The organism is Candidatus Hydrogenedentota bacterium (assembly GCA_035416745.1).
GTDB lineage: Bacteria > Hydrogenedentota > Hydrogenedentia > Hydrogenedentales > SLHB01 > UBA2224.
Genome location: DAOLNV010000025.1, coordinates 1 through 12,163, shown reverse-complemented (window position 1 = coordinate 12,163; position 12,163 = coordinate 1). Strand labels below are relative to the sequence as shown.

The window sequence follows — 12,163 nt, the reverse complement described above, 5'->3', positions numbered from 1 at the left end:
GCCTGCGCAAGCAGGCCGGCAGCATTCACATCAGTTATTGGCGAGTTTGGCTGCGTCGGCCGCGATGTCCGCGGCAATGGCTTCGAGCGCGCGCGACAGGGCGTGCGCGACGGCTCTTGGCGAAGGGTCCCGGGCCGGGAATTGGCGGCTGTATTCGTTCTGGAAAACGACTTCAGAGTCCTTCCGGAACCGCAGGTGCAAGGTCACCCGGGCTTCCGCGCCCCCCGGCACGTCGACCTGTTGAAACGCCTGGATATCGCCGTCAAGAACAATGACGGGCTCGCTGGCCTTTGCCCTGCCGAGTTCGGCCTCGAGCTTCCTACGCACCAATTCGGGGACACTCACCGCCCACTGCGCGTCGGCGTAGTATTCGATCTCGGTGGCGTCCTTTTGCACCAGGATTTCGCGCCGCGCAAGGTCGTCGGCCACGTCAAGACGGCCCATCTCGAGGGAGAGCCCAGCCTGGGCCTTGCCCGACGGCGTCATATCGAGCTGGTAGTAGCGGGTTTCGGTGGTATGAACACAACCCGCCGCGGCGCAGACCAGCGCGCTCAGCCCAAGCATGCCCGTTACTGCTTTCGTTCGAAACCTACCCGTTGTTCCTGTTGCCCCACCCATCGCTCGTGTCCTTTCAGTGATGGCGTCCCTCGCGATTCTCGCCCCGCAGCAGCGATTCGGGCTGCTCGGAAACCGTGCGCGCGAACTCCCGCAAATAGTCGGCCGTCTTCCGCAGATCGCGAATGGTGTCCTCGATTTCCGGCTTGTTTTCCGCAAGCGCGCCACGCGCGTCCTCGCCGAGGCCCTCGAGGTTCCCGAGAGCGCCTTCGAGGGTGTCGGCAATGCCGTCAAACCGCTCGCTCAGGATTGCTGCACGGTCGAGAATGTCCTGCACGGTTACAACCGCCTTTTTGGTGCTTTCCGTGGTATCGCGTACGTTCTCGAGGGACGTCTTGATCTCGGGGCGGTTCTCCGCGAGGACCGCGCGCGTGTCCTCGAGCAGCTGCTTTGCGCTTTTCTCGATTTCGCCCGCGTTGTCGAGAATGCCGCGGACATCTTCGCGCCCCTCCGATACGACGCCTTTGACCTCGTCGACCACCTCGGCGACGGTGGCCATCTCTCCGCCGGCGTTCTCGGCGGCTTCCTGCCGCGCTTCTTCGACCCCCATGAGGTCGCGGAAATCATCCAGGATGCTCTGCAGCGTTTGGGAGGTGTCGCCGGCGCCGGCCAGCAGCTTCCTGATGCCGCCTACCGTCGTCTCGATTTCGGAGCCGGGGGGCATGAGCCCTGCCTCGGCGGTGCCGGTCATCACCTCGAGGTGCATCTCGGAAGTCAAGGTGATCTGAGTGACGTAGACCTTGCTGTCCTTGTGGACGGGCACCTGCGCCGGCACCTCGAAAGCAACGCGGATCAGCGAGGGATCCGCCGGGTGCAAGGCTATCTCGACAACGTGTCCGACTTTCGTGCCGCCAAACCGGACGTCGGCGCCGGGATTCAGACCTCCGATATCCGTAAACGATGCATAGAACGTCTTGGTTTCCGCGACAGGGCGGTACCCTCGAATGACGGCCAGCAATGCGGCAAACACCAGCGCGGCGACAAGGACGAACACCCCCGCTTTGATTTCCGCCGTCGTGAAATTGTGTTTTCGCGCCGCCACGGTTTGCTCCCCATTCTTTTTCGGCCCGGGCACCCTGTCCGGGACCGGTATGCTGCCTATTCACCCCGCATAAGAGACCGAATGAAATCGTCATTGCGAGCGGACTCGTCCTCTGGCTTCCGCTCGAAGAACTGACGCACGAACGGGTGGGGGTTGGCTCTCAGTTCCGCCACGGTCCCCGCCGCCACGATTCGCCCTTCCTTGAGGAGGCATGCGCGGTCGGCAATCATATCGACGCTCGCCAGTTCATGGGTTACCACGACACTCGTCAGGTTGAACGTATTCTGCATCTTCCGGATGAGCATGTCCACGCCGGCCGCCACAATCGGATCCAGCCCGGCCGACGGTTCGTCATAGAAGATCATCTCGGGGTCCATGGCCATCGCGCGGGCGATGCCCGCCCGTTTCTTCATGCCGCCGCTCAACTCGGACGGCTGGTAGTCCTCGAATCCCGCCAATCCGACCAGGTCGAGCTTGATGCGGGTCATGATCTCGATGGTGGACTCCTTGAGCCTTGTATGCTCCCGGAGGGGCAGGGCCACGTTATCGTACAGGCTCATGGAATTGAGCAGCGCGGCGCCTTGAAAACACATGCCCATGCGTTTGCGCACAGCGCTCCGCTGGTCGTCGGACATCGAGGTGAAATCTTCTCCGTTGATGAGAATCGTACCCGCGGCGGGACGCATCAGACCCACCAGATTCCGCAGCAAGGTGCTTTTCCCGCATCCGCTGCCGCCGAGGATCACAAACGTCTCGCCCCGGCGAATGTCGAGGTTGATGTCGTCCAGCACGGTGGTCTCGCCGTATTTTGCGACAAGGCCGCGTATCTGGATGATGGAGTCGTTGTTCGTCATATGAAGTAGAAAAACACCGTGAAAACCATGTCGACCACGACAATCCAGAAAATAGAGGTTACGACGGACGAGGTGGTCATGCGGCCGACGCCTTCGGCGCCGCCCTCAGCCTGGAAACCGCGGTACACCCCGACCCAGCAAATCACTACCGCGAAAAAGACGCTCTTGACGAATCCGGTCGCGAAATCCTTCATCTGCAGGGCGTTAGCGGTGCGTTCGAGATACAGGCCCGCGTCGATTCCCACCACAGTTGTCGAAAGAAGGTAGCCGCCGGCAATCATGACCAGCGTGGCCAACACCGTCAGGCTTGGGACCGCGATCAGCATCGCAAGAAACTTGGGCGCTACCAGGAAACGGATGGGATTGATCCCCATAACCTCGAGCGCGTCGATCTCCTCGGCCACCCTCATCGAGCCGATCTCCGCCGCAATGGCTGAACCACAGCGCCCCGTGACCAGCACCGCGGTCATCAGCGGCGCCAATTCCCGCATGGCGGCCACGCTCACCAGATCGGCGATGAACTGCTGCGCCCCGAACCGCGACAACTGGTACGAGGCCTGCATTGCCATGATGGCGCCCACGAGGATACACACCAGCCCCACAACGGGGAAGGAGTTGACTCCGAACTCCACGAGGTGCAGGACGGTGCTGCGGACGCGCAGCCCCTGTCCGCGGAGCGGACGCACTACAATCCAGTCAAACGTCTCGACCATCAGCAGGCAGACCCTGCTGACGGCGTAGAGAACGTTGAGCGAAATCCGCCCCGTATGCCCGAGTACCGCAACAACCACGCTCATGGATGGCACCCTGTCAGACGCCCGAAGCCTCGTCCAGGTTCTCGCGAATGTCGAATACCTTGTCCAGCCGCGACAGCGAAAGCACTTTCAATACGGGTTGCGACGGGGCAACCAGGGCGAACGCAATGCCCTTCTTGTCCGATTCCCGCAAGCCTTCGACCAGCGTGGCCACGCCCGAACTGTCCATGTAAGTCACACCGCTGAGGTCAACCGCCGCAAGCGCTTCCGCCGCCGGCACGGCCTTCGTGATGGCCTTCCTCAACTCCGGCGAACTGTACAGATCGACCTCGCCAGCCACCTTGACCACGCACATATGGTTTCGCGTTTCGACTTCTGTTTTCACGTTTTGGGATCCTGTGTTCTGCCGTGCATGTTGGGGCCTTTCTCCGCACATTGAGCCGTGCCGGAACGGCATTTTCGGTTCTGGTTTCCGCGCAAGGCTCGCATCAACACCCGGTTGCCGCGCGTGCGGCCCGGCTCGAAAACAACCTCATCGAATACCTGGTAGATGAGCCCCACGCCTAAACCGCCCGGACGGAGTTCGCCCTGCTTCGGGCGGGTCCGCCGCGACACAGCCACATGCTCGCGCGGCGCGGGTTTGCCCGAATCGCGCAACTCGAACTCGAGGTACCGGTCCGTGGCGCCCATGGCAAGCACAAACGAGCGTGCGGGATCTGAACGGTACGAATGCCGGATCGAGTTGCTGCACGCTTCGTTGACCGCCAGCACGATTTCGTCTACCCGGCCGCTCGGAAGCCCCCAACTCCGGGCGAAACCGCGCACGAGTCCGCGCACGGCCTCGAGAGCCTTCGGCTCCGCCTGTACCTTAACGCGTATACGACGTTCCATCCTCTTACCGCCACTATCAAGCCGGTTAACCGAAATATCGCAATGCAATCATGGTGCAATCGTCCTGCGGATGCTCCGGTGCGCAGAACCTCATGACCGCTTCTTCCACGATTTCAACGAGGCGCTTCGGGCGCGCGCCGGGCTCCCTCGCGAGCGCCTTCTCGATTCCCTCGATGCCAAATTCGACGAACGTGTCCCCCTCGCGCAACGCCGCACCCATGCGGGCCTCAACTATCCCGTCGGAATACAACAAGAGCGTTTCGCCCTGTTCAAGGGTCGAGCGCGTCTCCGACCATCGGGCGTCGTGCAAAATCCCCAAAGGCGGTCCACTCGCCGCGCCAAACTCCGACGGCTTGCGCTTGCCGAAGCGCAGGGCCGGAAAATGGCCCGCATTGGCGCTGGCTATGTTGCCGGTATTCAGGTCCAGGGTGATGTAGTGCAAGGTGCAGAACGTGCCGGCCTGACTGCGCGCCGCAAGGTCCGCGTTAAGTGCGGCAAGGACCTCCGCGGGCGATAGGATTGTTTGAACGCGCAACCGGAACTCGGCAAGGACCTGCGCCATAGTCAGCGCCGCCCCCACGCCTTTTCCGCTCACATCGCCCACCAGGATCCCCACGCGGTCGCCGGCGGGCTGCACAAAATCGTAGAAATCTCCCCCGACGACCTTGGCGGGCCGGGTTTCGCCGAACACCTCGAACCGCCGGGCATCCTCCGGCCATGATTTGACCAGGAACCCTTGTTGGATAGTCCATGCATGTTCGATTTCCTGTTCCATGCGCTGTTTCTCGAGGATCTCGCGCTGGAGATGGGCGTTCTCGAGAGCCAGGCCGGCGGCGTTGCCCACCGCGGCGATCAGCAGCATGTCATCGTCTGTATACGGTTGGCCGGGACGGTTGCTGTCCACGTAGAGAACGCCGTTTACGCGGCGCTGCCCACGGATAGGGACGCAGATGATAGACCGCAGGTCGAGTTCGATGACGCTCTTGGCGAGTTCGATCTCGCGGTCCCAGCGGGAATCCTGGCACAGGAAACTTTCTTCGTTGCGCAGGACCCGGCGGGTCACGGTGTTGCTGATGCGGATCTCGCCCGGCAGCGCGTGGCGAAGATTCCCATTTTCCATCATGTGCACGTGCCCGCAGTCAGGGCATGGAAGGAGCTCCGATTCTCCCGGCTCCGCGAAGAAGAGGGCGGCGCGCTGAGCTTTGATGGCGTTGCACGAGGTCTCGAGCACACGGTCCACGAGGCTGCAGGCGTCGTACCGCACGGAGAGTTCGCTCATGAGGGTGCAAACCGCGCGCAGCATTGCTTCCTGGCGGTCTTCGATGGCGGAAGGGCGTTCGTCGCCCTCGGGACCAAGCACTGTGCCCCTGAACCAATCCACGCGCGTGGTCCGGGGCTCGGAAGGCCCTTCTTCTTCCTCTTCCTCCTCGAACCGGAGGCGGGTTTCACCAATGCGCAGCACGTCGCCCGAACGAAGCGGCCCCCCGCTCATCGGGGTATCGTTGCAGATCGTGCCGTTGGTGCTTCCCAGATCGCGCCACCGGTAACTGTTGCCCACACGGGTAATCTCGACATGGCGGCGCGACGCCGCCGGGTCGCCAATCACCAAATCGCATTCCTGGGCACGGCCAATCACCGCGACGCTTTCTATGGCCAGGCGGTGTACCCCGCCACTTTCGTCGCGGTGGTTGATATACCCTCTAATAGCCACGCTCCAATCCTCCGCCCGCCATTCTAGTAGTTACAGAGCGATGGTGACAAGCGGCCCGTGCGGTTTTTCCGGGGACGTGCCGGCTCAGCCAAGCATCACGGTCCTGCCCTCTCGCGCGGAATCGTAGACCGCTTGCACAACCTGCATGTACTTGAGGCCATCGTGAAAATCGGGATGATATTCGGCGCCTTCCCGAATGGCATTGATGAAATTCCGCTCGACCGGCCACTCGTGAAGGTCGTACTCTTCGCCGGGACGAATCTCGACGGGTCCCATCACCTCGCCTGCCCGCGCGCCGTAAAGAACATCGTCGTTAACGTCATATGCCAGCGACGCTTCGGAGCCGAAGACCTGGATCTCTTCTTCCCCGTGGTGAACCGCGGCGCTGATGGTGTACTGGACGGGAAAACCTGCACGCATGCCCGCCGTAAACAGGACCTGGTCGGGGATTCTGACGCGCGTTTCCTGGCCAGCCGGGTCGAGCCGGGTGGGCGTGAAAGTTTGAGTAACGGCATTGACGGTCCATGTCCATCCGAACCACCGATGGATGACTTCGGCATACATCCCGAGGGTGTGCATGTTGAGACCCGAAAGGCGGTGGTCTTTTCGCCAATGCAAGGGCGCCTCGGGCCGCGCGAAGGCATCCGTGAAACTTTGGACCCGCACAAGCCGTATGTCGCCCAAGTCGCCCTCGCGGAGCAACCGGGCAATCGTAGCATCAATCGAAAGGCCTATCGGAACCGGGCAGAGAGCCGCCACGCGCCCGCTCCGCCGTGCTGTTTCATGCATGGCCTCGGCTTCGGCGAAATCCCGCGCCATGCGCGCCTGGCAGAAGACATGCTTGCCGGACTCAAGGGCCGCGACGCTGACCTCTTTGTGCATGTAGGGCCATGTTCCGATGAATACCGCGTCGATATCCTTGCGCTGGACGATTTCCTCCCACGAGGCGCAGGCTTCCGGGATGTCGAACTGGGCGGCCGCCCGTTGGCTCGACTCCATTGTACGGTTCGCCACCGCGACGATTTCCACACCGCCGATGCGGCGCAACCCCGGCACATGACGGCTCTTGCAGATGCTGCCGAGCCCGACGAATCCAACGCGTATCGTGTCCATGGCTCCTCTGCTCCCTTCTGCTATCCCTGCGATTAGGAACCTTTTGCGCCAGTTTCTCGAAGGTACCGCTCGAGTCCGCCGAGATCATCCGCGCCGATCAGGTCGACCCCGGCCCCGAGCAGCGCGTCCCAGACCTCCGGCCGGTCGGCGGTCGACCAGAAGCGCACCTTCCGTCCCTGTGCATGGGCTTTCATTACAATGGCCCGTAAGCGGATAGCCTCAGCTTCCGGAAACGGCCCGGCCCCCTGCCACTCGAAATGCCTTGTCCAGTTCTCGCTGATCAAGGGAACAAGATGTGCGGGGGGATTGCTTTCGAGGTCCTCCGCGCGCCCGTCGATGGCCACATACCGCACCGCCTCCCCGGCTACCGTTCTCGTGGGCCGGTTCCCCGAGATAAGTACTGTCACGGGGCCTCTGTAGACCCGGTCTCCGCGGTATCTGGTGAGCATGGGCTTGTACCGTTTCAGCAGCGGCTTCAACGCCTCATATGTGGGTTCCGCGCCGCTCTTGAAATCGATGAGCAGAATGACGGACGGACCGTGCGGATACAAGGTGCCGCCATTGCGCCTGACAAGCTCGCGAAGCGGCGCGAGGTAGAGTCCTTCCAAGGTCCGTCCGGGCCGTGCGTCCTCAATGTCGTGAGCCACAAGCAGTTGGCCTTCCATGAGATGCACGTCCGCCTCGATACTACAGAAACCATGCTCGACGGCGTCGAACAGTGGCCGGGGATGCTCGTAATCGTTATGGGCGTGCGCACAGGACTGTGGGCGCACGGACTGTCGCTGCGCCGATGCGCAACCCATTGCGGCGAAGGGCATAAGCGCGATGATCGCGACCGCCAGGCCATGCTTTCCTTGCATAGGCTTCCCCTTGGGTTTCCTGCCGGCCCTCCGGGCCGCGCTTATTCCGAAAGGTCAAGAGGCACGCCCGACGGCTCGGTGACGCGTACGCAGAACTGCCAGTCAGCGGCCCCCTGAAGCACCTTGATAAGCACCCGGTTCGCGCCCGCAACCAGTGGTGCATTGACCTTGTCCTGGTCCACGAGCATTCCCCGCGGGGTATTGATGCCGTGCAGCCGGATGCCGTTGACCCAGAACTCGCAACCGTCGTCGCTCCCAATCTGAAAGGTCACGTCACGTGCTTCCGGCGATTGCAGTTCCGCATAGGCGTAGGCCGCCACGTTCTCGGACGGGTCGAGCCGCGCGCGCAGTCCGATTATTGCCGGCACGCTCTCGGTATCCGCGTGTTGCCACGCGTATGTCTTCCCCTCGAACTTGACCGGGGCATCGCCCTTGCAGGCCGCCTCGTCCAGAAATGACCGGTTGAACGCGGTCCCGTCCGGATTGGGAAATGGTCCGATGATTTTCCAGTCGGTGATGAACCCTTGCCGTTTCGCAAGTATTTTAGGACTGACGCCCCGAGCCGCGAGCTTCTCTACGGCGAGGCCGGTGACCGAGGGGAACGGCGAGTTCTCGGCGGCATGGAGCAGGCGCGCTTTGGCCGTGTCGGCGCCCTCTTCTGCCGCGGCACAGGCGACATACGCCCGCTGCGCCGCTTCGAGTTCCGCCGGGCTAAGGGCGCCGGGCGCGCCCGCCGCCTCCGGTTCCCAAAGGTTCAGGCTATCAAGATAGGCCGCTGTATCCGCGTCGGGAAGGCCTTCCAGGGCATTGAAAGCCGCGACGGCATACTCCTCGGGAAGCCCGCTCCCCAACAAGTCGATGCAGGCCGTGCGCGCGGATTCGGATTCGCCCGCGGAAACCATGGCTGCGATGCGGTCGCGTGCCATCTCGAGCGCGCGCGGTCGCGTCCACTCCGAGCCGGTCTTGGCAACGGTCAGCACGTCCTCGAACGGCGGCGATTCGCCGGATAGTGCCAGGGCTGTGGCCCGCAGCTCGGGGGACTCTTCCACGCGCGCCAGTTCGAGTAGCCGGGGCAGCGATTCCGCGCCCCGCTCGTGCAGAATCTGCAACAGAACCGCCCTCTGCACGGGCTCGCACTTCTCGTATGCCATGGCGAGTTTGTCGTTTATGCCACTCTGATTTGACTCCACAAGCGCGCGGTAGGCCACTTTGCTGACGCCCGGATGGAAGAGATATCCCACGGCCTGGGCGGCAAAAGCCTTCGAGTTCGCGGCATCGAGACCCAGAACCGCTTCGCGAATGTGCTCGGGCTCGCCCGAATACGCGGTGACGCTTTCGTAGATCTCGGAAGCTTCTTGCGTCTTGCCTTCTTCCCGTAACCGGTATGCGGCGTCCAAAGCCGCCCGAACGTATTGAACGCGCTGTTCCGGGGTGAACGAAGGCCGCCGGGGGAAGACACGGTGCGGCGCCACGCCGAATGTGCCCAAGGCCTCCAAACAGGCAAACCCCACACGGGGGTTCCCGCTGGACTGAGCGAGCTCTATAAGCGAGGGAACGGCTTCCTGAGCCCCGCGCCGGGCCAGAGCATCAGCCGCACGGACCTGCACTTCCTCGGACGAAGCGCGCAACGCCTCGATAAGCGCTCGAGTCGCCGCATCGCCGGGGATGCGCTCGAGGGCAATGCGCGCATCTTCTCCCACGGCAGGATCGGTCAGCAGTCCCGCCAGCAAGGAGACTTGCCTATCGGACGCGGCAAGTCCAAGAAAATGAAGGAGTTCCCGACGGAGCTGGTCGTCTCCCGCGGCTTGGACGGCCTCCGCGAGAGCCTGCGCGACCGCGCTCAGTTCGTCCGGGGCGCCGGGTCTTCCTGCGTGGGCCGTGATGGTTCCGATAGCCGCCAACGCGGCTTTCGTCACCCCCGGCTCCTCGGATTCCGCCAGTTTGGCCAGCGGTTTAACCGCCGCCGCGCCGAAGGGCCCCGCCGCCTTCCAGGCTTCGGCCCGCACATCGGCGCTGGGAGCGGCGACCCGGGCCAGAAAATCATCCAATTCGGCGGCCAGGACCGGCCAGCAGGCCGTCAAACACGCCGTGAATATGAAGCCCCACGTTTGCACACGGTATTTCACTTTGACCATCGATTTTTTCCCTATATGTGCCACGGGCCACGGCCCGAATTGCCCAGCATACGGTTTGCCTGTTCGTCGCCAATGAATCGTTCGTTGGCGTGGTCCCACTCGAGAGGACGGCCCAGCCGGTACGCGATATTGGCCATAATGCATAACTTGGCTACCGTGTGGGCCGGGGCAATATCCATGATCGGGTGCTGGCGCGTCTTGATGCACTCGAACCAGTCCTCGTGATGGCCGGGGCTCCGGTAGACCTCGACGCTGTTCGCCGGGGGTTCGTACGCATCGGCAGGGGTGCCAAGGCCGCCGCCGTCCCCGCCGCCCACCGTCAGCGAGCCCTTGTCGCCGTAATACACCGCTCCGAATTTGGCCTCGGTACCCTCGGGCACCTTGCCCGGTTGCGCCCAGACAATGGTGAGCTCAGGCTCCTTGAACTCCCAGGCGACTTCCATGGTCGTTGGGCAGTCATAGAGGCCTTCCTGGGGCGGTTCTCCCACTGCCGTCACGCGCACCGGGCCTTTGTCGTCGAGGTCGAGGAACCAACTGGCAAGACTGAGCACGTGGGCGCCGCGGTCGCGCACCTGGCCGCCTCCGAAGTCCAGGAACCACCGGAAATTGAAATGGACCCGTTCAGGGTTGTAGGGTACCCAGCGGGCGGGACCGAGCCACATATCCCAATCCAGATTGTCCGGCGCGGGGCCGTTCTTCCTCGGGTCGCCGCCGACGGGATTCTCGTAGTGCCAGCATTCGACCCGCGAGACCTTTCCGATTTCGCCGTTACGCAGGTAGGCACATATCCTCCACGCGTTTGGCATGGAACGTCCCTGTGAGCCGACCTGCACGACGCGGCCGTACCTGCGCGCGGCCTCGACCATGGCGCGGCCTTCCTCGATGGTCACGCTCGCGGGCTTCTCGACGTAAACGTCCTTGCCCGCCTGGCATGCCTGCACCGTCATGACCCCGTGCCAATGGTCGGGCGCGGTTACGAGGACTGCGTCGATATCGTTGCGGTCCAGGATGCGCCGGTAATCCTTGCACGTCTGGGTTTCCGGCCGTGCGGTCTTCATGGCCTCCGCAATCTGGTTATCGTCCACGTCGCAGATGGCCACGATGCTGTCGCGGAGCCGCCCGAGATGGTACCGGCCCATGCCGCCCACGCCGATCTGCCCGATGACGATGCGGTCATTGGCGCCGGGCCTTCCGGGGGCTGCCAGCACGCCCTGCGGCAATATCATTGGACCCAGGGCTGCCGCGGCCGCGGCGCCCAGGAAACGTCTGCGGGAAATGCGTCTTCGAAACATCTGAATCCCTCCAGGACGGTTTCGCGAATGTCGTTGCGCGGCGGAACGCGCCCTTCTCCGGAACACAATCGGGGAATTGCTGCCGCAAACGAAACATGCGCGCTAAGCGTAGTGAAAACGGGCGCCGCGATCAACCGAAAGGATTGGTTCGCGCAGTGGCGCGCCGAACACGGATCGACTTAACCGCCGTCGAGGACATATGGCCCTACGTCCTTGCATAGGAGTCCAGGTGCGCGCGGGCCCCGATTAAGAGCCGAAAACACGGGGCCGTTTGGCGGGGATTGGGCGGGGATTGGCAGGGCAAACCGCAGCGGAATTTTCTTGTTGACAGACGGATTGAAGTGTGCTAAACTGTTTTTCCCGTTGCGAAAACAGCGGGGCCGGTACGGGCGTGGCCGCAAGGCCAGGGTGCTCACCGAAAAAAAGAGGTTGACAAACCTCGCGGGGATTGATACGATCACCTTTCGGACGGTGGGCGCAAAAATCCGCCCGTAAGATTCCGCCACGCCGGCTTTCGTGGCGTGGTTCGGGTACCGAGTCACCCCGAAGCTGGCCTGGTGTGGGCACAGAAGGTATGGGTGCCCGAGGGTGCTGAACCGCCGGGCGCGTGTGTTCTTTGAAAGTTGAATACGGTGCATGTCCTGTTTAAAACAGCAAACAGGCCATGTGTACACAGGTAAGGTGTTGCAGGTTTTTCCTGCACCACTTTGCCCCCAAGTAAAGATGAGATTCCTTTTCACAAGGGAATCAGACTCGCCTAAGACAGGGCGCCTTGTGTGCTCTGTTTGGTTTTTTTCGGAGAGTTTGATCCTGGCTCAGAACGAACGCTGGCGGCAGGCCTCATACATGCAAGTCGAGCGGAAAGGCCCCTTCGGGGGTACTCGAGCGGCGAACG

The 12,163-nt window shown here is 62.7% G+C and carries 11 protein-coding genes and 1 rRNA gene; 1 reads left to right on the top strand and 11 read right to left on the bottom strand.

The window, feature by feature from the left end; genetic code table 11:
• Positions 1-30 precede the first annotated feature (30 nt).
• The 11 genes from PLJ71_09945 to PLJ71_09895 all read right to left on the bottom strand — a co-directional run bounded on the left by PLJ71_09945 (position 31) and on the right by PLJ71_09895 (position 11,268).
• Positions 31-564: an ABC-type transport auxiliary lipoprotein family protein gene (locus PLJ71_09945; GenBank protein HQM49001.1), complete on the bottom strand. Its 534-nt coding sequence runs from the start codon at positions 562-564 to the stop codon at positions 31-33.
• 67 nt (positions 565-631) lie between these two features.
• On the bottom strand, positions 632-1,657 hold the full coding sequence (locus PLJ71_09940) for an MlaD family protein (protein HQM49000.1): 1,026 nt from the start codon (positions 1,655-1,657) through the stop codon (positions 632-634).
• 56 nt (positions 1,658-1,713) lie between these two features.
• Positions 1,714-2,511 (bottom strand): ABC transporter ATP-binding protein, encoded by a 798-nt coding sequence (locus tag PLJ71_09935; GenBank protein ID HQM48999.1) that lies wholly within the window; start codon positions 2,509-2,511, stop codon positions 1,714-1,716.
• Positions 2,508-3,308 (bottom strand): ABC transporter permease, encoded by an 801-nt coding sequence (locus PLJ71_09930; GenBank protein ID HQM48998.1) that lies wholly within the window; start codon positions 3,306-3,308, stop codon positions 2,508-2,510. Before PLJ71_09930 ends, PLJ71_09935 begins: the two co-directional genes overlap by 4 nt.
• Before the next feature lie 13 nt (positions 3,309-3,321).
• Entirely contained in the window at positions 3,322-3,651 is a 330-nt protein-coding gene (locus PLJ71_09925) for an STAS domain-containing protein (GenBank protein ID HQM48997.1), read from the bottom strand.
• Positions 3,648-4,157: an ATP-binding protein gene (locus PLJ71_09920; protein ID HQM48996.1), complete on the bottom strand. Its 510-nt coding sequence runs from the start codon at positions 4,155-4,157 to the stop codon at positions 3,648-3,650. Before PLJ71_09920 ends, PLJ71_09925 begins: the two co-directional genes overlap by 4 nt.
• Positions 4,158-4,182: 25 nt before the next feature.
• A complete protein-coding gene (locus PLJ71_09915) occupies positions 4,183-5,868 on the bottom strand; it encodes a SpoIIE family protein phosphatase (protein HQM48995.1) in 1,686 nt (561 codons plus the stop codon).
• A gap of 84 nt (positions 5,869-5,952) precedes the next feature.
• Positions 5,953-6,981, bottom strand: coding sequence for a Gfo/Idh/MocA family oxidoreductase (locus PLJ71_09910; GenBank protein HQM48994.1), 1,029 nt, complete (start codon positions 6,979-6,981; stop codon positions 5,953-5,955).
• A gap of 32 nt (positions 6,982-7,013) precedes the next feature.
• The gene (locus PLJ71_09905; protein ID HQM48993.1) at positions 7,014-7,841 is read right to left on the bottom strand and encodes a phosphatidylinositol-specific phospholipase C/glycerophosphodiester phosphodiesterase family protein; all 828 of its coding nucleotides are present in this window, start codon (positions 7,839-7,841) and stop codon (positions 7,014-7,016) included.
• A gap of 41 nt (positions 7,842-7,882) precedes the next feature.
• Positions 7,883-9,976, bottom strand: a complete 2,094-nt coding sequence (locus PLJ71_09900) for a HEAT repeat domain-containing protein (GenBank protein HQM48992.1) — start codon at positions 9,974-9,976, stop codon at positions 7,883-7,885.
• 11 nt (positions 9,977-9,987) lie between these two features.
• Positions 9,988-11,268 carry a Gfo/Idh/MocA family oxidoreductase gene (locus PLJ71_09895; GenBank protein HQM48991.1) on the bottom strand — a complete coding sequence of 427 codons (1,281 nt, stop codon included), beginning with the start codon at positions 11,266-11,268 and terminating at the stop codon, positions 9,988-9,990.
• A gap of 792 nt (positions 11,269-12,060) precedes the next feature.
• On the opposite strand from PLJ71_09895, the gene PLJ71_09890 reads away from it, so the two are divergent.
• Positions 12,061-12,163 (top strand): 16S ribosomal RNA (locus PLJ71_09890); the annotation flags it as partial.